The organism is Sphingopyxis sp. H115 (assembly GCF_001468465.1).
Classification (GTDB): domain Bacteria; phylum Pseudomonadota; class Alphaproteobacteria; order Sphingomonadales; family Sphingomonadaceae; genus Sphingopyxis.
The window spans coordinates 1-20,729 of the sequence record NZ_LNSA01000044.1; the positions used below are offsets into that span (position 1 = coordinate 1).

At 64.2% G+C, this 20,729-nt stretch carries 23 protein-coding genes; 11 read left to right on the forward strand and 12 right to left on the reverse strand.

Annotated features, from left to right (window positions below):
- Positions 1-401 precede the first annotated feature (401 nt).
- The 4 genes from ATE71_RS21915 (at position 402) to ATE71_RS20325 (ending at position 3,660) form a co-directional block, all read left to right on the forward strand.
- A protein-coding gene (locus ATE71_RS21915; RefSeq protein WP_152998869.1) for an IS5 family transposase occupies positions 402-1,162 on the forward strand; the annotation gives its coding sequence in 2 pieces (ribosomal slippage) (positions 402-726 and positions 726-1,162; 762 coding nt in all).
- Positions 1,163-1,255: 93 nt separating this feature from the next.
- Entirely contained in the window at positions 1,256-2,287 is a 1,032-nt protein-coding gene (locus tag ATE71_RS20315; RefSeq protein WP_058805159.1) for an IS110 family transposase, read from the forward strand.
- A 296-nt stretch (positions 2,288-2,583) separates the two neighbouring features.
- On the forward strand, positions 2,584-3,036 hold the full coding sequence (locus ATE71_RS20320) for a carboxymuconolactone decarboxylase family protein (protein WP_235588093.1): 453 nt from the start codon (positions 2,584-2,586) through the stop codon (positions 3,034-3,036).
- A gap of 219 nt (positions 3,037-3,255) precedes the next feature.
- Positions 3,256-3,660, forward strand: a complete 405-nt coding sequence (locus ATE71_RS20325) for a hypothetical protein (RefSeq protein WP_058805161.1) — start codon at positions 3,256-3,258, stop codon at positions 3,658-3,660.
- A gap of 36 nt (positions 3,661-3,696) precedes the next feature.
- Here ATE71_RS20325 and ATE71_RS20330 read toward each other — a convergent pair whose 3' ends face one another.
- Genes ATE71_RS20330 through ATE71_RS20345 form a run of 4 tightly spaced genes read right to left on the reverse strand, consistent with a single transcriptional unit; the run spans position 3,697 to position 9,238 of the window.
- A complete protein-coding gene (locus ATE71_RS20330) occupies positions 3,697-4,305 on the reverse strand; it encodes a carboxymuconolactone decarboxylase family protein (protein ID WP_058805162.1) in 609 nt (202 codons plus the stop codon).
- Between the two features lie 9 nt (positions 4,306-4,314).
- Positions 4,315-4,917 carry a CDP-alcohol phosphatidyltransferase family protein gene (locus tag ATE71_RS20335; RefSeq protein ID WP_058537910.1) on the reverse strand — a complete coding sequence of 201 codons (603 nt, stop codon included), beginning with the start codon at positions 4,915-4,917 and terminating at the stop codon, positions 4,315-4,317.
- A 4-nt stretch (positions 4,918-4,921) separates the two neighbouring features.
- Positions 4,922-6,187, reverse strand: coding sequence for a NupC/NupG family nucleoside CNT transporter (locus ATE71_RS20340; RefSeq protein WP_058537911.1), 1,266 nt, complete (start codon positions 6,185-6,187; stop codon positions 4,922-4,924).
- A gap of 15 nt (positions 6,188-6,202) precedes the next feature.
- Positions 6,203-9,238: a TonB-dependent receptor gene (locus tag ATE71_RS20345; RefSeq protein ID WP_058537912.1), complete on the reverse strand. Its 3,036-nt coding sequence runs from the start codon at positions 9,236-9,238 to the stop codon at positions 6,203-6,205.
- Between the two features lie 162 nt (positions 9,239-9,400).
- Here ATE71_RS20345 and ATE71_RS20350 point away from each other — a divergent pair, with 162 nt between their 5' ends.
- The gene (locus tag ATE71_RS20350; RefSeq protein WP_058537913.1) at positions 9,401-9,787 is read left to right on the forward strand and encodes a TlpA family protein disulfide reductase; all 387 of its coding nucleotides are present in this window, start codon (positions 9,401-9,403) and stop codon (positions 9,785-9,787) included.
- On the opposite strand, the gene ATE71_RS20355 is transcribed toward ATE71_RS20350, so the two are convergent.
- The 7 genes from ATE71_RS20355 to ATE71_RS20380 form a co-directional block, all read right to left on the reverse strand.
- On the reverse strand, positions 9,784-10,209 hold the full coding sequence (locus ATE71_RS20355) for a hypothetical protein (RefSeq protein WP_058537914.1): 426 nt from the start codon (positions 10,207-10,209) through the stop codon (positions 9,784-9,786). The two genes, ATE71_RS20350 and ATE71_RS20355, sit on opposite strands and share 4 nt — an antisense overlap.
- 85 nt (positions 10,210-10,294) lie before the next feature.
- Entirely contained in the window at positions 10,295-10,426 is a 132-nt protein-coding gene (locus ATE71_RS23085; RefSeq protein WP_268801439.1) for a hypothetical protein, read from the reverse strand.
- 397 nt (positions 10,427-10,823) lie between these two features.
- Positions 10,824-12,977 carry an FAD-dependent oxidoreductase gene (locus ATE71_RS20360; RefSeq protein WP_058805163.1) on the reverse strand — a complete coding sequence of 718 codons (2,154 nt, stop codon included), beginning with the start codon at positions 12,975-12,977 and terminating at the stop codon, positions 10,824-10,826.
- 57 nt (positions 12,978-13,034) lie between these two features.
- On the reverse strand, positions 13,035-13,229 hold the full coding sequence (locus ATE71_RS20365; RefSeq protein WP_052187565.1) for a hypothetical protein: 195 nt from the start codon (positions 13,227-13,229) through the stop codon (positions 13,035-13,037).
- Positions 13,226-13,831 carry a sigma-70 family RNA polymerase sigma factor gene (locus ATE71_RS20370; RefSeq protein ID WP_058537916.1) on the reverse strand — a complete coding sequence of 202 codons (606 nt, stop codon included), beginning with the start codon at positions 13,829-13,831 and terminating at the stop codon, positions 13,226-13,228. Before ATE71_RS20370 ends, ATE71_RS20365 begins: the two co-directional genes overlap by 4 nt.
- Positions 13,832-14,029: a nitrate/nitrite transporter NrtS gene (gene nrtS, locus ATE71_RS20375; RefSeq protein WP_197411439.1), complete on the reverse strand. Its 198-nt coding sequence runs from the start codon at positions 14,027-14,029 to the stop codon at positions 13,832-13,834. It lies immediately after the preceding gene.
- A gap of 26 nt (positions 14,030-14,055) precedes the next feature.
- A complete protein-coding gene (locus ATE71_RS20380; RefSeq protein WP_082640046.1) occupies positions 14,056-15,180 on the reverse strand; it encodes an FAD-dependent oxidoreductase in 1,125 nt (374 codons plus the stop codon).
- Between the two features lie 479 nt (positions 15,181-15,659).
- Here ATE71_RS20380 and ATE71_RS20385 point away from each other — a divergent pair, with 479 nt between their 5' ends.
- Complete coding sequence (locus tag ATE71_RS20385; protein ID WP_231732656.1) at positions 15,660-16,397, forward strand: DUF1499 domain-containing protein; 738 nt, start codon at positions 15,660-15,662, stop codon at positions 16,395-16,397.
- Here ATE71_RS20385 and ATE71_RS20390 read toward each other — a convergent pair.
- The gene (locus ATE71_RS20390; RefSeq protein ID WP_037515562.1) at positions 16,394-16,969 is read right to left on the reverse strand and encodes a TetR/AcrR family transcriptional regulator; all 576 of its coding nucleotides are present in this window, start codon (positions 16,967-16,969) and stop codon (positions 16,394-16,396) included. The two genes, ATE71_RS20385 and ATE71_RS20390, sit on opposite strands and share 4 nt — an antisense overlap.
- Before the next feature lie 199 nt (positions 16,970-17,168).
- Between ATE71_RS20390 and ATE71_RS20395 the strand changes: the two genes are divergently transcribed.
- The 5 genes from ATE71_RS20395 (at position 17,169) to ATE71_RS20415 (ending at position 20,715) form a co-directional block, all read left to right on the forward strand.
- Positions 17,169-17,945 (forward strand): cysteine hydrolase, encoded by a 777-nt coding sequence (locus ATE71_RS20395; protein WP_082640048.1) that lies wholly within the window; start codon positions 17,169-17,171, stop codon positions 17,943-17,945.
- Between the two features lie 62 nt (positions 17,946-18,007).
- On the forward strand, positions 18,008-18,472 hold the full coding sequence (locus ATE71_RS20400; protein ID WP_058805178.1) for a DUF1348 family protein: 465 nt from the start codon (positions 18,008-18,010) through the stop codon (positions 18,470-18,472).
- A 27-nt stretch (positions 18,473-18,499) separates the two neighbouring features.
- Positions 18,500-19,210: a crotonase/enoyl-CoA hydratase family protein gene (locus ATE71_RS20405; protein WP_058805164.1), complete on the forward strand. Its 711-nt coding sequence runs from the start codon at positions 18,500-18,502 to the stop codon at positions 19,208-19,210.
- Between the two features lie 57 nt (positions 19,211-19,267).
- Positions 19,268-20,035: an SDR family NAD(P)-dependent oxidoreductase gene (locus tag ATE71_RS20410; protein WP_058805165.1), complete on the forward strand. Its 768-nt coding sequence runs from the start codon at positions 19,268-19,270 to the stop codon at positions 20,033-20,035.
- 5 nt (positions 20,036-20,040) lie between these two features.
- On the forward strand, positions 20,041-20,715 hold the full coding sequence (locus tag ATE71_RS20415; protein WP_058805166.1) for a cupin domain-containing protein: 675 nt from the start codon (positions 20,041-20,043) through the stop codon (positions 20,713-20,715).
- Positions 20,716-20,729 lie beyond the last annotated feature (14 nt).

The following is a 20,729-nucleotide window of genomic DNA, read 5'->3' on the forward strand; positions in this document are numbered from 1 at the left end:
GTGGCCACCAGCGACGCCGCATTCCGGGGTGGGGCATGCCCCACCCCGGAATACACCATCGCCTACACCGGAAATTACACCACGAGCGCGGACGCTAACGAAAGACCGCGTTCCTGGGAGAGGCGAAATAAGTATGCGCGACGCATATAATCATAGTGTGCAGCTTTGTCTATATGCGCGGCGCATATATTTTATACGCGATGCGATGCGTAGCCGTGGCCGTGGCCGTGCGCTCGGGCTGCCGAAAGGTCTGGGAACACAACGGCGAAGCCTCCAGACGGCGGTCCGACGCATATGACAGCGACAATATTCACGTGTATTCGCGAGGCTGGCTCTTAGGGTCAGGACCCATTGATTTGCGGTGATGGCTGTGATTCAGGCGGCTGCGAAGGAGCCTGAATTTGAGCGATTTATTCTGGCTGACGGACGAGCAGATGGCTCGGCTTCAGCCCTATTTTCCCAAGAGCCATGGCCGCGAGCGCGTTGATGATCGGCGCGTTTTGAGCGGGATCATCTTCGTCAACCGCAATGGGCTGAGGTGGCGCGATGCGCCGAGGGAATACGGCCCGGCGAAGACGCTCTACAATCGCTGGAAGCGGTGGAGCGACAAAGGCATCTTCATCCGCATAATGGAAGGCCTGGCGACACCTCAGGCTCCCGAGCGCAAAACGATCATGATCGACGCGACCTATCTTAAAGCGCACCGCACGGCGTCGAGCCTGCGGGTAAAAAAGGGGGTCCAGGACGCCTGATCGGCCGGACGAAAGGCGGCATGAACACCAAGCTTCATGCCGTGAGTGATGCGAATGGTCGTCCAATCAGCTTCTTCCTGACCGCCGGACCGGTCAGCGACTACACTGGCGCGGCCGCTTTGCTCGACAGTCTGCCCAACGCGCAATGGATGCTGGCCGACCGAGGCTATGATGCCGACTGGTTCCGCGACGCCCTGCAGGAGAAGGGTATCACGCCCTGCATCCCGGGCCGGAAAATACGGAACAAAACCGTCAAATATGACAAGCGCCGCTACAAACGCCGCAACCGCATCGAGATCTTGTTCGGCCGCCTGAAGGACTGGAGGCGGGTCGCGACGCGCTACAATCGGTGCCCGAAGGCCTCCTTCTCTGCCGTGGCTCTCGCCGCAACCGTCATCTTCTGGCTCTGATCAATGAGATGGGGTGGTTGCCGCCCTCCCTGACGGCATCAAGATGTGCCAGCGTAGTTTGGGTTCAAGCTACGAACGGAGAGGACGGCAACCATGAGTATCGATACGATGATTGGTGTGGATCTGGCAAAGTCTGTTTTCCAGGTTCACGGGGCGTCGATGAACGGCGAGATGCGGTTTCAACGCAAACTGTCGCGGCAGGCTTTTCCCACTTTCATGGCCCAACAGCCAGCCGCCGCGGTCGTAATGGAGGCTTGCGGTAGCGCTCATTACTGGGCGCGTGTGCTGAGCGGATTTGGTCACGAAGTCAGACTGATCGCGCCTCGCTACGTGCGCCCATTTGTGAAGCGCCAGAAGAACGACGCAGCCGATGCCGAGGCGATTGTGGTGGCGGCCCAGCGGCCCGAGATGCGCTTTGTTGAACCCAAGAGCGAGGCTCAGCAGAGCGCTGCGATCCTGTATCGATCACGCCAGCGCCTTGTGCGTCAGCGGACCGAGACGGTGAACGCCTTGCGGGCAGCTTTGTATGAGTTCGGGCACGTTATCCCTCAGGGCATCCGGCACGTCGGTCGCATCCGCGCGATCCTGGAGGCGCCCAACAGCGACCTACCGGCATTGATGCGCGAGGAGTGCCTCGCGATGCTCGAGCAGCTTGCTGTGCTCAGCGGCTGGATTGATGCGAAGACCGCAAGGATCAAGGAACTCGCAGCCGCCACGCCGGTGTCGAAGCGATTGCAGACCATGCCTGGCGTCGGCCCCTTGGTGGCAATGGCAGTGGAGACCTTCGCGCCTGACATGACGAGCTTTCGCAACGGCCGTGACTTTGCGGCGTGGCTTGGATTGGTACCGCGCCAGTTTTCATCAGGCGGCAAGGAACGGCTCGGGCGGGTCACCAAGGCCGGCCAGGCCGATATCAGGCAGATGCTGATCATTGGTGCCATGTCGCGATTGAACTGGATGGGACGCAAGGCGATCCCGGAAAGCTCATGGCTGGCGCGCATGATGGCCCGTAAGCCGCGCATGTTGGTCGCCATCGCACTAGCCAACAAGATGGCGCGCCAGATTTGGGCCATGCTGACAAAGAACGAAGACTACAAGAATCCGATGCCGGTCATGGCTGCCTGATACCAGGCTCCCCAGACAGGCTGGATGGAAGGGGTGTGAGAAGGCGACGACCCGAATGGGCAGAATGATCGAACAGATCTGGATCAGGAAAACCAGTTCAGGACTCTGAGCAAATCGAGCTCGCCAATGAGATTTGGACCTGATCCGCGGATCACCATACCGGCCAGCGGTCCCTGAAAGCGCCGCAATCTAGGCCTGACAGAAGACCGCACTCGATCACCAGTTCAAAAGGTCAGAAACCCTCTTGCATCACGGGCGGCAACCACAGAAGTCCTGACCCTAACATGTACGCCGCGATGGCGAATCTTCCCGCTTTGCTCGAAAGCTATAATTTCGCCTACGGCAAGTTCCGCAGCGAAGGCGGGTTTACCCCCGTCGAGCAGGAAATCGTGCTGCTGGCGATCAGCCGCGTCAACGAGTGCCATTATTGCGTCGCCGCACACAGCTTTGTCGCCGACGCCATGTCGAAGGTGCCGACCGAGGTGACCGACGCAATCCGCGCCGATCAGCCGATCGCCGACGCAAAGCTCGAGACGCTTCGCCGTTTTGCCGCCACGATGACCGAAAGCCGCGGCACTCCGTCGCCGGCCGAAGCCGAGGCGTTTCTCGCTGCGGGATATGAGGAAACCCACATCCTCGGCATCATCCTCGCGCTGAGCGCGAAGATCATCTCAAACTACAGCAACCACATCTTCCACACCGAAGTCGACCCCGCCTTCGCGGGCCGCGCCTGGACGCCGCCTGCCTGAGTCGGGTCGTCTGCCTTCCGGCATCGGCCCGTTCGCAAACAGCCCCCAAAGCCGTGCGAATGAGCCGTAACGCCGGCGGAACCCCATCGCCGCCGGGTCGCATTCAGCGGCGGTGGGGTTTCTTGGCGAAATGTCTCGCCGGCCAGTCCGGTGCGGGCGTTTCGGCGCATCAAAAGCCGACCCGCGTGCAAATAAACCCGACCGAAGAGAGGATATTCCATGCTAAAGAAGATCGCGCTCAGCCTGTCGGTCGCAACTTTCGGCCTTGTCGTGCCGTTGCTCGAAATCAACGCCACCCATGTCTTCAACCCCATGTGGCCCGGCCATGCGCGCCTTCATGAAGTCTGGCAGCTCGGCACCAACAGCATGATTGCCCTCGTCTGCCTGTGGCTCGCCTGGCGGCGCGCCGACATTCGCAGTGCAGCGGCGCTGGGGCTGATCGTAGTGCTGGGCTTTCTCGCCGCCTTTGTGCTTGGCCCGACCTATGGCGGTTCGATGCGACACAGCGATGGCAGTGAATTGACAATCGCGGGCGTCAATGCCGCGGTGATCGTCATGGTTGCCGCCGCCGCCGTGCTTGGGCTGTTGTGGGCGCGGCCCGCCGCGCCCCGCCGTTTGCAATAAGACCGGGCGGCGAGTGCAGCGCACCGGCGCGGCGTGCTATGCCGGCCCCGACTCCAGCCCCCATTTCTCGGCCAGTAATGAATAGCTGCGTTCCGCCGCATGGGCGCCGGACGCGATTTCGCCCTGCGCCAGTCGCGCCACGCGCGCCGCGCGCTCGGCCTTGCCCTCGGCGAGCGGGTCGATACGGACGCCCGCGCCCTCGACGATGCGGTTCATGAAATTGAACAGCGCGCAGACGCTGATCGCTGCAAACAACGCATCCTCGCTCCAGCCCGCGGCATAAACCGCTGCTGCGTCGCGAGCTCCGATCTTGGCAGGCTCGCGGGTGAGCTTGGCGACAAAGGCGAGGAGCGGCTTGAGCGCCGGATCGATCGCGGCGGCCTCGACATCGTGCAGCAGGCTTTCGAGCAATGCCGGGTCGATGCCGAAAGCTTCGGCGGCGAGCACGTGCGAGCCATGGCAATAGGTACACGCGTTGAGTCCCGACACATAGGCCGCGATCAGTTCGCGCGTCGCGACCGTCAGCGGCGAGCGGTCGCGCAAAATATCGTCATGATAGGCAAGGAGCGCCGGAACGCCCTTGGCAAATCGACGGAACACGTCGGCGAGCTGGGCGTCGTCCGGGAGCGAGGGAAATATGGACATGCTATTTTCCTAACGAAACATGCGCCAGGCGGTCACCGATCGCTGAACGACAGTGATCAGGCAAAGCGCGGCGTAAATTGCGGCGATCGGGAGAAAATGCTGGGGCATCAGGCACATCAGCACGAAGCAGGCGATCGTCTCCGCCCCCTCAGCGAGGCCGGTGCTGTAGAAAAAACTCTTACGGCCATGCGCCGCAGTCTCGACGCCGCGTTTCGCGGCGAGCGTCGCATAGGCAAGAAAGCTTGTACCGGTGAGCGCGAAGGCCGCGACCAGCAGCAAGGCAGCGAAGCTGTTGTGCGGCGTCGCCACCGCAAACCCTACCGGGACCGCGACATAGAAGACGAAATCGGCGACGATATCGAGATAGCCGCCGAAATCAGTCAACCCTGTCGCGCGCGCGACCGCGCCATCGAGCCCGTCGAGCAGGCGATTGAGGAGAATAAGCGCGAGCCCTGCCGCGTAAAGGCCGTCGGCGATGGCCGCCGCGGCCGCGAGTCCCGCGAACATGCCGGCAAGGGTCACCGCATCGGCGCCAATCCCCCAGGCGGCGAGCCGGCGTCCCGCCGCATTCAGCGGCGGATCGATCAGGGGACGAAGACGCGCATCGAACATCGCTTTACGCCCAGGTCACGAGGCCGATGACCGCCCCGGTCATCGCCGATGCCATATTGCCTGCGACCCAGCTTTTCATCCCGAGCTCGGCGACATCGCGGCGGCGGGCCGGCGCCAATGTCGCGACGGTCGATACCAGGAGGCCGACGCTCGCGAGATTGGCGACCCCGCTAAGCGCGTAGGTTGTGATCAGCAGGCTGCGCGGATCGAGCGTTCCCGCGGGCATGGCGGCAAGGCCGAGATAGGCCACATATTCGTTGAGAATCGCCTTGGTCCCCATCAGCCCGCCCGCAGCAGGCGCCTGATCCCAGGGAACGCCGATCGCCCACATTACTGGCGCAAACAGCCAGCCGAACAGGCGCTGGAGCGTCAGCGGCGCCCCATTGGCGGGCGGCAGCAGCGCGAGCAGCTGGTCGGCAAGATTGACGAGCGCGAAAACGACGATGATGATACCGATCACCGCGAGGACGAGCTGAACGCCCTCCATCGTGCCGCGGATGACCGCGTCCATGCTGCTCTCGTAGGCAAGGTCGGGCTCGGCGGCATCGGCGCCCGGCGATCCGTCGCCCGGCACCATGATCCGCGCGACCAGCACCGCGGCGGGAAGCGAAATGAGGGACGCGACGATCATGTGGCCGACCGCGTTCGGCACCGTCTTCGCCAGGGTTGTCGCATACAGGATGAGGATCGCGCCCGAGATCGTCGCCATGATCATCACCATGATCATGAACAGTTCGGCGCGGCTCATCCGGTCGAACCAGGCGCGCAGCACAAGCGGCGATTCGACGACGCCGAGGAAGATGGTGGCGCCTCCGCCAAGGCCGACGACCCCGCTGACCCCAAGCGTCTTGCGCAGCGCCCATGACAGCCCGCGAACCAGCGCGCGCAGCACGCCCCAGTGCCAGAGCAACGCCGAGATCGCCGAAAAGACGATGATCAGTGGCAGGATCTGGAAGGCGATCACGACCGGCGGCTCGGCGCCGGGCTTGAGCAGGAACGGAATCGGGGCGCCGCCGGTATAGCCGAACATATAGCTAGACCCGACGAGCGTCGCTTTCTCGATCGCCGCCACCGCGCCATTGGCAAAACCGACAAGGGTCCAGACGAAGGGGATGTGGGTCACCGCGAAGGCGATGGCGAGCTGGAGCAGCAGCGCGCCGCCGATCCAGCGCCAACCGGGCCGGGCGCGGCGATCCTCGGAGAGGAGCCAGGCCAGCAGCAGGATCGCCGTCAGGCCGACAAGTCCCTGCAGGTTTGCGAGCCACGCCATCCGCCTATTCCTCCCCTAGAATTTCCATGCCGCGCCGAACTGGAACTGGCGCGGCGGCCCGGCATTGCGCTGCACGAATGGTGCCCCGCCTCCGAACTGCACCTGATTGGACGTTGTCGCGGCATTCGCAAAGCCCGATTCATTGTTGGCGTTGAACAGGTTGAAGACATCGGCGCTGAGTTCGATCCGGCCGTCAAAGGCCGGGACCGCATAGCGAACCCCGACATCGACCGTCGCCGACCAGGGCAAGCGCGCCGAATTGCGCGCGGCGCCGGGATAGCGGTCCGAGTTGCCGACAAAATTCTCGCCGAACGAGGCGCCGTCGCCGTTGAGATCCTGCGTCCCGAAGATCCGCGCGTCGGGGACGAGGTTCACCGGCTGGCCGGACTGGAAAAGACCGGCGACGCTCAATGTCAGACCCTCAAGCGGATAAAGATAGCCAACCGCCGAAATGACGTGGCGGCGGTCGTTGGCCGACGGTCCCCATTCGGCCGAGAAGTCATTCGAATTGGAGGCCCGGAAGTTGATGTCGTCGGTATCGTTGCTGAGCTTCGACAAAGTATAAGATAAGCGGAACGCGTAGGCATCGCTGCCGCGTGCCTTGGCGAGCTGCAGGATCAGCGCCTTATATTCGGACTCGCCCGCCGTTTCCGACACGGTGATTTGGCGCGTCCCGCCAGGCACGAGCGCCACGGGACGGGTCGCGTCGGCGGTCGCCTGCGAGCGAACAAGACCGAGCGCCTCGGCGAGCGCGAACCGCGCCGCATTGTCAGCCTGCGCCCGCAGCAACGCGATATTGGCGTCGGTCAGATTGGCGAGATTGGGCGTGAAGGGCGCGGGCGCGTTGAGGTCGCGGAGCCGGGCGAGATTGTGCGTGCGGCTATAGATGACGTCGGCGCTCAGGGTCAGCGTGTCGTTCGCCTGATATTGATAGCCGCCGCTCAGCTGGAGACTCCACGGGCTGCGATAACCGGTCGGGCTGAGGATGCGCGCTTCGCCAAGGGTCGCGGTCCCGCGCAACGCCTGAACCTCCGCGGGGGTTGGGCAGGCCGAGACCGTCGCACAGGGCGGGGACACGCCAAGATTACCGTCGAAGGTCAATGCGGACAGATTGGTACCCGCCGGAATCAAGCCTTGCGCCTGCAGTGACCCCAGCTGGGTCAGGAAGCCCGCCGAGGTTGTATTGCGCTGGAGCGCGTCCGAAATCACGGCATAGGAGAGTTTGCCGGTGAAGATGCCCGCGCCGAAGCGCAATGTTGAGCGCGCATCGGGCCGGTAGTTGAGCGCAAAGCGCGGCGCGACATTGTCATAATCGCCGCCGCCGCCGCCCTTGGCGGTCAGGCTGTCATAGTCCCAGCGCACGCCAAAGGTCGCGGTGAGGCGCGGCGACAATTGCCACTCATCCTCGACATAGAAGGCGATTTGGGTCTGACCGGTGCCGAAAGACTGCGGTCTGAGCTCGACCGAATAATTGGCGACCGCGGGATCGAGCGCGAGGACATCGTCCGCCGAAAGCGCGAGCCCCTGTCCACCCGCTGTAAGCCCGGCAAGCTGGGCAGCGGTGAGATCGACGGTGTAGTTGCCGTCGGGATTGCCGCCCCCGAGCAGCGAAAAATTGGAATGGATGAGGTCCGCGCCGAAACGCAAGCGATGGTTGCCGAGCCGCCGCTGCAAGCGGTGCGTCGTCTGCCAGCTCTCCTCGACATCGTCGAAGACAAAACCCGGGTGGCCGACGACGCCGACCGTAAGCCCGCTCGGATCGCGGATGGCGACCTGCGGCCCCGCGGGCCCTTTCGGCTTGCCGTAATTCCAGCGGAAGCGGCTGAACTGGAGCGCGCCGTCATAGCTCCAGACATCGCCCGAATAGCTCGCGGTCGCCGCAACCAGGGTCGAGAAGCGGTCCTGGTCCGACCCCGCCGACGGAAAGATGACGTTGCCACCGCCGAGCGCCCCGCCGGGGCGATCGATGGTAACGCGGCCGACATTGGCGCGCAGCCCAACCGTCCAGTCGTCGGTCAGGCGGTGATCGAACCGCACCGATCCGAGGTAGAATTGGTTGTTGCCGGTCACATTGGCAACGGTGCCGAGCGCAGGAGCATCGACGATCTGGACGTTGCGATCGCGCGTATATTCGAAATTGGCGTAAAAGAAGGTGCGGTCGCGCGCGATTGGTCCGCCAAGGCTCGCACCGGCCTGATAGCGCTCGAAGCTCTCACCGACCGCGTTGCCCGAAAGGTCGCGGCGCGGAAAGGGCGAGCGGGCATCGAACGGACGCCCCGGCCGTACCAGCGCATAGACTTCGCCATGATAATCATTGGTGCCCGATGGCGTCGTATAGTTGACAATGCCGTTGGCGGTGCGGCCATAGGCCGCCGAATAGCTGTTCGCGAGCACGGTCACTTCGCGCGTGAAGCCGAGCGGCACCGGAAACTTGATCCCGCCGAGGAAATTCTCGTTATTGTCGAGCCCGTCGATCAGATAATTGGTGTCGAGGCCGTTCGAGCCGTTGATCGAGATCGACGGCGCTTCGGGGAAGAAGCCGGTTGACGGGACGACGCCCGGGAGCCGGACCAGCGCGCCGAGCACGTCGCGCCCCTCGATCGGCAGCGCGGCAAGCTCCTCTTCGCCGAGCGATGCCGACACCTCGGCGTTGACGCTGTTGAGCGCGGTGATGCCGCGCTTGCCGGTGACGACGATCGCGGTCCCGGCGGGGGCAAGCCGCAACGTCACGCTGCTCGAAAAATTGGCACGTAACGAAAGGCGCGCGGGCTCCCCTGACTCAAAGCGCTCGTTTGCCAGCGCCGACACGCGATATTCGCCGGCCGTGGTCAGTCCTTCGATCCGCGCCAGTCCCTGCGCGTCGCTTCGCACAATGCGGCGCAAGCCGATGCCCGGGTTCTCGACCAGCACGTCGATATCCGCCAATGGGCGCCCGTCGTCGGCGACCACGGCAATCTGGATGCCGGCCTGCTGTGCGGCGGCAGGCAGCGCAAAGCCGATTGCAAGAACCGATGCGGCGGCACCGGCCGTGAGACGCGGGAAAAGGGTCAAGTTTCACTCCATGGACAAGGCGCCGTTGCGCATTTTTCTGATTGTTCGCCCCTTGGTCGCCGTGCGGCGCCATTCCTTACAGTCGCTGCAATGCCGATTTGGGGCGACGTCCTGTAACCGGCGCGCGGTCCCGGGCGTATTGATGACGAAGGAGATGCGTATATGGCGCCCATCTGGCCCGCGCTTGGAATTCTGCTCGCCGCAACCCCGGGCGCCGTGAGCGCGGCTTCCGCAAGCCCCACGGCCTTCGACGCGGTCCGATTCACCGAGGCGCAACGCGAAGGACGAACCATCGTCGTCGAAACCTATGCGCCCTGGTGCCTGCCATGCCGCGTGCGCGGCCCCGTCCTGTCGGGGCTGCTGCAGCGCGAACGGTACCGCGACACCCTCTTCTTTAGCATCAGCGAAAAGACGGCCGATGCCGATTGGAAACGGATCGGCGCGAAGCGCTATGGCATGCTCCACATTTACAAAGGCTCGCTGCGCGTCGCGGCAAGCGCCGCGACGCGCGAGGACGAGATTGTGGCGATGCTCGAACGCGCCCGCTAGCCGCGCCGCGCCAGCATGCGATCGAGCGCAATCCGGTCTTCGTCGCGAAAAGCGAGCAGCACGAGGGTCGCGCCGGCGACCGCGAGGGAGGGAAAGAAAAGGACCTGGCTGCTCTCACGATCGAGGAGCCAGAGACCGAGGGGGTCGAGCAGATATTTCCATATCGACAGCGCCCCCGTCACCAGAATGACCGCTTGCGCTGTATAGGCGAAGCGGCGGAACAGCCCGAGAATTGTGAGCAATCCGACGACCAGCAGGATCGCGCCCCAGACGAGCTGGATCGTATCGCTGGCGCCAAGCCCGGCATAATATTTGACGCTGACGCCCGCGCCCTTGTCGGGGCTGGCGAGGCGGATCATGCCCCACACGACGAGCAGCAATCCGGTTCCGATCCGGAGCAAGAGCAGCGATTGGGCTTTCATCGGTCGTCCTTCTTTTCAGAATTGAGCGCGCGCCTTCGCGCGCTTGGGCGGGGGCCGGATAGCCGGCCCCCGCCCGCCTAGCGTCTTAGCAGCACGGCAAACCGCAGCACGCGGCAAGCGCGCAGCAAGCCTGGACCACGGCCGCGGGAGCCGCCGCATAGGCGGTTCCCGAAGACAGCAGCGCCGTGATGGCGAGAAGTTTTGCAGCAAATTTCATGTCAATTCTCCTGATATCGATTTGTTGAAGTCGGATATCGCGAAGCCGCGCGGCGGGGGAACGGGTGGATTTCGCGTCAAGGAGTTCAAGCGAACCCCCGCATGACGTTCGGTGAAGGCGAGTGGCGCCGGCGCGTCCGGTTGTGGGTTTGCGGGGAGAACCGCGGCCGAACAGGCGCGCTTGCACGCCATCGAGGCTTGCTCACAGCCGTCAGGCAGAGGGCAGCCGCTTTCACAGCATCGCGCGCTGGATATGGCATCAAAACCGCTCGCGGGCATCACCGTGGCGGTCACGCCTGCAAACAGGATCAGCAAAAGGAAAAACAGGCCGCGCATCCTTACAGGTTCGAAGCCTTTTGCCGCACGGTTACACCGCTGCGACAATTTCCCGTCACGCCTCATCCGCGCCGCCAGTCGTGATAGCGCCCGACCAGCTTGAGGAGGCGCTGGGGGGCATGCGCCCGCTTCCACTCGCCCGCGGCATATTTGTTCGCCTCGGCCATCGTCGGATAGGTGTGGATGGTCCCGAGAATCTTTCCGAGGCCCAGACCATGCTTCATGGCGAGCACATATTCGGCGAGCAGTTCGCCGGCATGTTCGCCAACGATCGTGACCCCGAGGATCCGGTCCTTGCCCGGCGGGGTCAGGACCTTGACGAAGCCCGTGGTCGCCGAGTCCGCGATCGCACGGTCGAGTTCGTGGAGCGGGTAGCGCGTGACCTCGACCGCAACGCCCCGTTCGATCGCCTCGGCCTCGCTGAGCCCGACGCGAGCGACTTCGGGGTCGATGAAGGTCGTCCATGGGATGACGCGATAATCGGCCTTGAAGCGCCGGAACTGGCCGAACAGTGCGTTGACGCTGGCGTACCAGGCCTGGTGCGCCGCGCTGTGCGTGAACTGATAGGGCCCGGCGACATCGCCCGCGGCATAGATATTGGGATAAACGGTCGCGAGATATTCATCGGTCACGACGGTGCGCTGCGTTTCGATGCCGAGATCCTCGAGCCCATAGCCCGACAATCGTGCCTTGCGCCCGACCGCGACGATCAGCGCGTCGAATGCGATCGCGCGTTCGCCGCCGGCATGGCGAACGATCAGGTGCCGATCGCTCTCGGTCCCTTCGACGCGCAAGGCTTCATGCCCGGTCAGGACCTCGACGCCGGCGCCTTCGAGCGCATCGCGCGCCAGCTCGGACACCTCCTCGTCCTCGCGCGGCAGCAGGCGAGCGCCGCGTTCGACTTGCGAGACGTCGGCACCGAGCCGCGCGAAAGCCTGCGAGAGCTCCGAGCCGATCGGCCCGCCGCCCAGGATGATGATCCGCTGCGGCATGGTGTCGCGCGCCGCAAATTCCTCCCACAGCGTATCGCTGGTCAGATATCCTGAATCGGCGAGCCCAGGCAGATCGGGGACGACCGGCTCCGCCCCCGCTGCGATGACGATCGCCCGCGTCGTGAGCCGCTGGATTTCGCCGTCATTGCGCGCGATTTCAACCGTCCAGGGATCGACGATCCGGGCATAGCCTTGCACCACGTCGACCCCAAGCTCGGTATAGCGCTCCACGCTGTCGTGCGGCTCGATCGCTGCGATGATGTCGTGGATGCGCTGCATCACCGAGCGGAAACGGATCTGCGGCGACGCCGACACAAGTCCGTAACGGTCCGCATGCCGCATCTGCTCGGCAATGCGCGCCGACTTGATTAGCGCCTTCGACGGCACGCAGCCATAGTTGAGGCAATCGCCGCCCATTTTTGACGCCTCGACGAGCGTCACCTTCGCCTTCACCGTCGCCGCGATATAGGAGGAGACCAGTCCCGCCGCGCCGGCGCCGATCACGACGAGATTGCGATCGAAGCGGCGCGGGCGTTTGAAGCGCGCATATATGCGGCGACGCTTGATCGTCGCCATGATCCACTTGCCGATCCAGGGCAGCAGGCCGAGCGCGGCGAAAGAAGCGAGCAGGCCCGGCGAGGCGATGTCGGACAGCGCATCGATGCGCGCGAGCTGGGTGCCTGCATTCACATAGATGATGGTCCCGAGGAACATGCCGAGCTGGCTGACCCAGAAATAGGTGACGGTGCGGATCGGCGTCAGCCCCATCAGCAGATTGACCGCGAAGAAAGGAAAGACCGGCACGAGCCGCAGCGAGAACAGATAGAAGGCGCCGTCGCGGGCGATGCCCTCATTGACGCGCCGTAGCCGATCGCCGAAGCGGGCTTGGACGGCGTCGCGGAACAGATAGCGCGAGGCGAGAAACGCGAACGTCGCGCCGATCGTCGAGGCAAAGGAGACGATCAGCGTCCCCCAATAGAGACCGAAGATCGCCCCTGCGGCGAGCGTCAATATCGCCGCGCCGGGGACCGAAAGCGCGGTCAGCACGACATAGACAAGAAAGAATAGCCCCGCCACGAGCAGCGGGTTGGCGCTAAAATAGCCGTCGATCGCCGCCTGCTGCGATTTCAGGGCTTCGAGCGTCAGCCAGTCGCCGAGGTCGAAATGCACCCATGCGGCAAGCGCCAGCACGAGCAGCAGCAGCAGGACGAAACGCTTGTTCATGATCTTCCTTCCGGCGGGAGGCCTTTGGCGAGATTGGTCGCACGAGACGGGCAATGCTTACACACCATGATCATCCTCTTGCGCCGCGAGGCGTTTCGCGGCCTCGCCAAGGAGCGGGAGCTGCCGTTCGAAATTGGCGCAGTGGCGGCACATGCCCGCGTGCAGCCGCAGCTTCATGCGCTCCGAAAAGCTGAGATCGCGCTCGCGGCGCTGCGACATCAGGAATGTCGTATCGTGGCAATTGAGCATCATCGCACTTCCTCCGCAAACCAGTGATGCTGCAGACAGGCGCGCAGCGCGAGCCGCGCGCGGTGCAGGATGACATGGATATTCCCGCTGGTGAGCCCGAGCTCGTCGCAAATTTCGTCGGTGGCAAGTTCGACCACCTCGCGCATCATGAAAACCTGCCCCTGCTGGGCCGGCAGGCGATTGAGGCAGGCGTCGAAGATGGCGAGGAACTGGTCGCTGTGCAGCCCCGCCTCGGGATCTTCCCATGCTGCGGGCCGCGCCGCCTCGCGCCACATGCCGCGCTCGTCGAACAGCGCCGGCAGCGCGCCGCCATCCGCTTCGGCTGCCATCTCGCTTGCCCCGAGCGGCCGGCGTCGGCGCTGGCGCAAGAGGTCCGCGATCTTGTTCTTCAGGATCGCGATTACCCAGGTCTTGAGCGCCGCCTCGCCGCGAAATTGATCACCGTTGCGCAGCGCCGCGGCGAGTGCTTCCTGTACGGCATCCTCGGCCTCGTCGTCGCTGCCGAGCTGGAGACGCGCGAAGCGAAGCAGGTCGCCGCGCACGCGCGCAACAAACGCCGGATCGATCGGCGTTGACGATGGACGCGGTTGCGGCGGGCGCCTCATTCAGCCCTCCATCGCCTGGCAAATGCGCGCCGCACTGTAACTGGCGACGAGGAACGGCACCGCATAGTTGAGCGCAAGACGCGGCCAATCGATGCCGACGCCAGTCCAGATCGCAGAGCCCTGGTTGATGGCATTGAGGATGGTGCCGACGACGGCGGACACGCGCAGGGCATTGGCGATCACGGGGCGCGTGATCATATGTTGAAGCAAAGCCGCCACCCCCTTCATGAGCGAAACTGCCCGAACCCGGCGTAGCGTTCGACGAAGCGGCGGTCGATCCAGTCCTTGAGCCGCCAGACCAGATGTCCGCCGGCGGTCAGTTTTCCCCATGACAGGATGGCGCGCCTGTCGCCGGTTGCCAGCAGGTAAAGCGTTCGACGCCGGGGGATATAGTCGTGCATCGGCGTACCGGCAAGCGCCGCTTTCAAATTGGCGGCGATCACCGGGCCGGCCTTCACCGCATGGACCCCCGAGCGCTCGACGCGGCGGTCACTTCGCGAAACAATGTCGCCCGCCGCGAAGATGTCGGGGTGCGACACGCTACGCAGGTCCGAACCGACCGCGACAAATCCGCCCTCGCGCACCGCGAGCCCGGTATCGGTGATCCAGTCGGAGGGGCGGCTTCCGGTCGCCGCAATGACCGCGTCGCAAGCCAACATCGTCCCGTCGGGCAGCATCAGGCCGTCGGGCGCGCCTGCCGCATGCCCCTCATGGAGAGCAATATCGCGAGCGCGAAGGACGTCGCCTGCCCGGCGGCGGACCGCCTCGCTGTGGCCGGCAAGCAAAGCGTCGCGCGGCGCAACCAATATCACTTTGGTCGTTCCGCCGATCTGGCGGCGCAGCGACCGTTCGGCGGCGAGCGCAAGTTCGACCCCCGCGGCGCCGCCGCCAACCACCGCGACGCGCGTCAGCGTGCGCCCTTGTCGTCCCGCCACAAAGGCTTCCCAACGGGCCATGAAAGGCAGGACGGGACGGACCGGCAGCAGGCGATCACCAAGCGCCGCCAGATGCGAAACATCGCTTTCGCCGCCGGTGGCAAGCGACAGCAGATCGAAGCCGAGGCGCACTCCGGTCGAAAGATCGAGGAGATGCTGTTCGGGATCGAGACCGACGACGTCGGCGATCACCAGCCGCGCACCGGCCAGCCGCGCGAGCGGTTCAAGATCGATCGTCAGCGCCTCTGCTGGGTAATCCCCGGCGATCCAGCCGGGGAGCATGCCCGAATAAGCCGTCTGGCGATGCGACGTCACGAGCCAGCGCTCGGTGCCCTCGGGCGGCGCACCGATCCAGTCGGCGAGCACCGCAAGATGGGCATGACCACCACCTGCGAGGACTATCCTTATTGTCATTCCGATTGCCGCCCCTTGCCTTCATTTCCTCGTCACATGCCTTGGTCGCGGCGCACAGCGATATCTTACACGGGAGGCCAAAGATTCTTGCCCGCACCCCAAGCGCGGGTCGCGCGGCTTGGATGCTGGCAGTCATATCCCGGACGGTGGACGGGAGACGTCGCGGGGCGCGGCGACCGGCAGGGGGGATGGGACCGGCTACGCTGCAAATGTCTGCCAGCATCCGCGGCGACCCAGGGCTCCCCTGGGGGTGACGGCTGCCGGATGCGAGGGCTTCGAATGACCCATTTGGAACGTACGGGCGGCAGTCAGTTTGGCCGTTCGCACGCAGGCTGCTCCCGGCAGTTGCTGATATCCTATTCGCCCCCGGGACGGCGCCGGTTACAATCACCCGTCATTTAATTGGCGTCGAGGCGCCAGGGCTGGCATGGAAATCGGCGTTTGACGGCGCGAGGCCGCAATTCGGGGAGGAATGGACCGTGGCGAGATCGAAATGGGCGAATCGGATCGGCCGGTTTTCGCTGGCGCTTGCCGCCGCATCGCTGCTCATCGCCGCGACCGGTCTGACGCTGGCGCGCTACGATCTGATTGCGAAAATGCCCGGCTTTCTCTCGCTGCTCGCCGGCGCCGCGCTCGCGCTCGCGGCCGCCGTTGCGGCGCTTGCCGCGTTGCTGTTGGCATGGCGACAGCCGTCAGCAAGTCGCCGCGCCGCCTCTGCGGCCCTGCTGGTTGCACTGCCCTTCGTTCTGTTTATCGCCTCGCGGCCCCTCGTCGCACGCGATATGCCGCCGATCCACGATGTGACGACCGATCTCGCGGAGCCGCCGCAGTTCCGGAGCTTGCCGCTGCGTCCCGACAATCTCGCCGGGACAGGCAGCCTCGCCGCATGGCGTCGCATCCACGCCGCCGGCTATCCCGACATCCAGCCGGTCACGATCCCGCGTCCCGCCGGTGATGTCTTGTCTGATGCCCGCAAGCTCGCGGCCGCACGCGGCTGGGACATCGCGCGCTATGATGTCACTGCCGGCGCGCTCGAAGCGACCGCCAGCACTTCATATATCCGATTCAAGGACGATGTGGTCGTGCGCGTCCGGCCAAGCGCCGACGGCACGCAAAGCATTGTGGACATGCGATCGGTGAGCCGGGTCGGGATCAGCGACTTCGGCGTCAATGCGAAGCGCATTCGCGAATTTCTGGGCGATCTCGCCGCCCGCTAGCCGGAACTCTCCGTCGCGGCTGCGGCGAGAAGCTGGATTGCGATTGCCTTTGCTTCGCGGGCGGGGCGCCGGTCGTGGACCATTGTCGCCAATGCGACCGCCCCCTCCTTGAGCAAGGCGAGTTGCCGTCCGATCGCGTCGGGGTCGCGCAAGCCTGCGCGCGCCGCAATCGCCGAAAAATGATCGGAAAGGCGCACGACATGATCGCTTGCCTCGCGATTGATCGGGTGTTTGGCGTCCTGATATTCCGAACTCGCTTTGGCGAACATGCAGCCCTGGAAACCGGGTTCGTGGAACCATTCGTCCAACGCGTCGAAGATCGCGACCAGTTGATCGCGTGGATCGGAAGCCAGCTCCTCGATCCGCCGGAATAGCCAGCCGCGAATATGGGCGTCGCGCAACTGTAGCGTCGCGACAATCAGATCCTCCTTGGTCCGGAAATGCTTGTAGATCGACGTCTTCGAGACGCCGGTTTCGGCGACGAGGCGGTCCATTCCGGTCGCCTGGAAGCCGTGGCGGTAGAAGGCATCTGTCGCTTTTTCGACCAGTTCGTCGCGTTTCGTCGGTCGCATTCCATTCGCTCCGTTCACAGGCCGCACCGGGCGCCGTACTTTTTTGGTCGCCCAAACAAGGCGTTGCCTCTTCGCAACCAAGCCATCCCCAAGCCATCGCTTGACAGGGTTTACCGATCGGTACAGGTAGCATGTACCGATCGGTAAACCTTGTACCCGTTCGCTGGTGCAATGCCAAGCTTTGAAAGGATTTTTCCAAATGATCTCTCGCATTCCGCGACGACTCGGACGCGCATTTCTGATTGGGGCCGCGGCGCTGACCGCCGCGCTTCCTGCGACTGCACCTGCCCACGCCGACGGCCTGCCCGATCCGGGATTCACCATTGTCGCCGGCGCGACGGCGCTGGTCGTCACCGACCCCCAGAACGATTTTCTAAGTCCCGCGGGTGTGGCTTGGGGCGTCGTCGGCAAAAATGTCGAAGCGAACGGAACGATCGGTCATATCGACCGCTTGTTCGCCGCGGCCAAAGCCAGCGGCGTGCCGGTGTTCGTCTCCCCGCATTATTATTATCCGCACGACCATGGCTGGCGCTTCGAGGGCGCGCTTGAGGCCTTGATGCATAAGATCGGCATGTTCGACCGCAAGGGGCCGCTAACCACCGCGGCTTTCGAGGGATCGGGCGCCGATTGGCTGGCTCAGTACAAGCCCTACATCGAAGACGGGCATACGGTGGTCACCAGTCCGCACAAGGTTTTCGGGCCTGAGACCAACGATCTTGTCCTCCAGCTTCGCAAGCGCGGCGTTAGCAAGGTCATTCTCGCTGGCATGTCAGCCAATCTGTGCACCGAATCGCACATGCGTGAGCTTGTCGAGCAGGGCTTCGAGGTCATGGTGGTGTCCGACGCCACTGCAGCGGCGCAGCTTCCGGGTCTCGACGGCTACGCCGCCGCGCTCGCCAATTTCCGCATGATCGCCAGCCATGTCGCGGACACCGATACGACGGTCGCCGCAATCCGGGCTGCCGCCGTCCACTGAGCCACCCTCGGGCGGGCGGTTTCCCGATAGGGTCCGCCGCCCGCCCAGCCAGGAAAATGGTCATGACCGAGACGACTGCCTTCCAATTCACGCGCGAGAGCGCAATCGCGAAAGTTCGGGCGGCCGAGGACGCGTGGAACGGTCAGAACCCCGAACAGATCGCACTGGCCTATTCGCCGGACAGCATCTGGCGCAACCGCTCGGAGTTCCTCCGCGGACGCGAGGCGATCATCGCCTTTCTGCGCCGCAAATGGGCGCGCGAGCTGGACTATCGCTTGATCAAGGAGATTTGGGCGTTCGAAGCGGGCCGCATTGCGGTCCGCTTCGCCTATGAATGGCACGACGCGTCGGGCGCCTGGTTCCGTTCCTATGGCAATGAGAATTGGGAATTCGGCGCCGACGGGCTGATGCGGCGCCGCATCGCCAGCATCAATGATTTGCCGATCCGCGAATCCGACCGGCTTTTCCACTGGCCGTCGGGTGCTCGTCCGATCGGTAACCCAAGCCTTTCCCAGCTCGAACTCTAGTCGACCAGCAACAAAAGGACGGCAACAATGCAGCAGGCGGTACAGTATGAGCTTGGAGATTCCATCGCGGTAATCACGCTTGACGATGGCACGCGCAACGCGATGGGGCCTGCGGTGCTGCGGTCGCTTGCCGCCGCGGTCGCGCTCGCCGAGGCCGACGCTGCGGCCATGATCATCAGGGGCCGCGACGGCATTTTCTCGGCGGGCTTCGACCTGCAGGTTTTCGCTCGCAGCGATCCTGACGAGATCCACGAAATGGTGCATCTGGGTGCCGAATTGGCGCTGTCGCTGTTCACCTCCCCGATCCCGCTCGTGACGGCCTGCACAGGTCACGCCTATCCTATGGGCGCATTCCTGTTGTTGGCCTCGGATCTGGTGGTCGCGGCCGACGGCCCCTACCAGATCGGACTCAACGAAGTCGCGATCGGCCTGACCCTGCCCGGCTTTGCCGTCGAATTGGCGCGCGCCACGCTGTCGCCGCCCTATTTCCAACGTGTCATTACCGGTGAGATGCTCGCGCCGAGCGAAGCAAGCCGTGCCGGCTATATCGACCATGTCGTCGCTGCGGGCGAACTCGAAGGTGCCGTTCGCGCCGCCGCGGACGCGCTCAGCCGTGTCGATGTCGCGGCCTATCGCGCCACCAAGACCAAGGTGCGCGGCGAGGCGGCGGCGCGCATCCGCGCGGCGATCGACGAGGAAATTACGGTCGAAAAATACCGCATGCGGGCACGGCGCTGACTGCGCGGTGCCCGCGCCGTTTGCGGCGCCTCTCCCATTGACCAAAAGGATCGTTCAATGCCCCGCAAGCTTTCTCTCATCATCGGCGGCTCTTCAGGGATCGGTCTCGCAACTGCAAAGCTGCTCGCCGCCCAACATCGCACGCTCGCCATTGTCGGACGCGACGACGACAAACTCGTCGACGTCGCCTGCGCCTTGTCCGCAGCCGGCGCCGAGCGCATCGAGACCCACCGCGTCGACCTTCTCGACGAAGCGTCGGTTTCCGATTTCCAACTTCAGCTGGAGAAGGAACCCCGTCATATTGATCAGCTCGTCAACGCCGCCGGAACATTTTTCCCCAAGCCGTTTCTCGATCACGACCATGACGACTACGACCGTTATCACCGCCTGAACCGCGCGACCTTTTTCCTGACCCAGGCGGTTGCGCGCAACATGGCGCGTCATGGCGGCGGCGCGATCGTGAATATCGGTTCGATGTGGGCGCATCAGGCCGTGAGGGCTACGCCGTCCTCGGCCTATTCGATGGCGAAGGCTGGCCTCCACGCGCTGACAAGGCAGCTCGCCGTCGAGCTTGCCGAACATCGTATCCGCGTCAATGCCGTGGCTCCAGCCGTGGTGGTGACGCCGATCTACGGCGCTTTTATCGCTCCCCACCAGATCGAGGAGACACTGGCTACAGGATTCGATGCGTTCCACCCTATCGGCCGTGTCGGCCGTGCGACCGACGTCGCGCACCATATTGAGTTCCTGCTCTCCGACCGCGCAGGCTGGACGACCGGGGCCGTCCATGATGTCGATGGCGGCGTGATGGCCGGGCGGAGCTGATCCCGATGGACCTCCTTCGCATCAACGCCGATTTCGATGAGCGCATCGTCCTTGCCGCCGACGAGCCAGGCTGGGTTCAATCCCCCATGCCCGGAGTCGAACGGCGTATGCTCGACCGCGTCGGCGACGAAGCGGCGCACGCGACGAGCGTGGTACGCTATGCTGCGGGCAGTCGGTTCTCCGCCCACGAGCATGATGGCGGCGAAGAATTTCTCGTTCTCGACGGCGTCTTTTCGGACGAACATGGCGATTATCCCGCCGGCACCTATGTCCGCAATCCGCCCGGGTCGCACCATGCGCCGTTCAGCGAACAGGGGTGCACTATTTTTGTGAAGCTACGCCAGTTCGCGCCAGGCGATGACGAACACAAGGTGCTGCGCCCCACCGACCTGTTGTTCAGACCCGGGCTTCTCGATGGGCTCGAGGTCGTACCCTTGCACCAGTTCGGAGGCGAGCAAGCGGCGTTGGTACGCTGGCGTCCGGGAACGGCATTTCGCACGCATCGTCACTGGGGCGGCGAGGAAATCCTGGTCCTTGAGGGTGTTTTCGAGGACGAGAATGGAATCTATCCGGCGGGCAGCTGGATCCGCAGCCCGCACGGATCGGAGCATAATCCGTTCAGCCGCGCCGGATGTCTGCTCTATGTGAAAACGGGGCACCTGCCGCCCAAGGGCGGTTGAAGGTCCATGCCGCG

Bases quoted from the DNA above. Each gene is read 5' to 3' on its own strand.
- ATE71_RS23085 (WP_268801439.1), bottom strand. From the start codon at position 10,426: ATGAAATTTGCTGCAAAACTTCTCGCCATCACGGCGCTGCTGTCTTCG.
- ATE71_RS20325 (WP_058805161.1), top strand. From the start codon at position 3,256: ATGCTAAAGAAGATCGCGCTCAGCCTGTCGGTCGCAACTTTCGGCCTT.
- ATE71_RS20350 (WP_058537913.1), top strand. From the start codon at position 9,401: ATGGCGCCCATCTGGCCCGCGCTTGGAATTCTGCTCGCCGCAACCCCG.
- ATE71_RS20415 (WP_058805166.1), top strand. From the start codon at position 20,041: ATGGACCTCCTTCGCATCAACGCCGATTTCGATGAGCGCATCGTCCTT.
- ATE71_RS20370 (WP_058537916.1), bottom strand. From the start codon at position 13,831: ATGAGGCGCCCGCCGCAACCGCGTCCATCGTCAACGCCGATCGATCCG.
- ATE71_RS20355 (WP_058537914.1), bottom strand. From the start codon at position 10,209: ATGAAAGCCCAATCGCTGCTCTTGCTCCGGATCGGAACCGGATTGCTG.
- ATE71_RS20395 (WP_082640048.1), top strand. From the start codon at position 17,169: ATGATCTCTCGCATTCCGCGACGACTCGGACGCGCATTTCTGATTGGG.
- ATE71_RS20405 (WP_058805164.1), top strand. From the start codon at position 18,500: ATGCAGCAGGCGGTACAGTATGAGCTTGGAGATTCCATCGCGGTAATC.
- ATE71_RS20340 (WP_058537911.1), bottom strand. From the start codon at position 6,187: ATGGCGTGGCTCGCAAACCTGCAGGGACTTGTCGGCCTGACGGCGATC.
- ATE71_RS20390 (WP_037515562.1), bottom strand. From the start codon at position 16,969: ATGCGACCGACGAAACGCGACGAACTGGTCGAAAAAGCGACAGATGCC.
- ATE71_RS20335 (WP_058537910.1), bottom strand. From the start codon at position 4,917: ATGTTCGATGCGCGTCTTCGTCCCCTGATCGATCCGCCGCTGAATGCG.
- ATE71_RS20360 (WP_058805163.1), bottom strand. From the start codon at position 12,977: ATGAACAAGCGTTTCGTCCTGCTGCTGCTGCTCGTGCTGGCGCTTGCC.
- ATE71_RS20320 (WP_235588093.1), top strand. From the start codon at position 2,584: ATGGCGAATCTTCCCGCTTTGCTCGAAAGCTATAATTTCGCCTACGGC.
- ATE71_RS20380 (WP_082640046.1), bottom strand. From the start codon at position 15,180: ATGACAATAAGGATAGTCCTCGCAGGTGGTGGTCATGCCCATCTTGCG.
- ATE71_RS20410 (WP_058805165.1), top strand. From the start codon at position 19,268: ATGCCCCGCAAGCTTTCTCTCATCATCGGCGGCTCTTCAGGGATCGGT.
- nrtS (WP_197411439.1), bottom strand. From the start codon at position 14,029: ATGATCACGCGCCCCGTGATCGCCAATGCCCTGCGCGTGTCCGCCGTC.
- ATE71_RS20330 (WP_058805162.1), bottom strand. From the start codon at position 4,305: ATGTCCATATTTCCCTCGCTCCCGGACGACGCCCAGCTCGCCGACGTG.
- ATE71_RS20400 (WP_058805178.1), top strand. From the start codon at position 18,008: ATGACCGAGACGACTGCCTTCCAATTCACGCGCGAGAGCGCAATCGCG.
- ATE71_RS20315 (WP_058805159.1), top strand. From the start codon at position 1,256: ATGAGTATCGATACGATGATTGGTGTGGATCTGGCAAAGTCTGTTTTC.
- ATE71_RS20365 (WP_052187565.1), bottom strand. From the start codon at position 13,229: ATGATGCTCAATTGCCACGATACGACATTCCTGATGTCGCAGCGCCGC.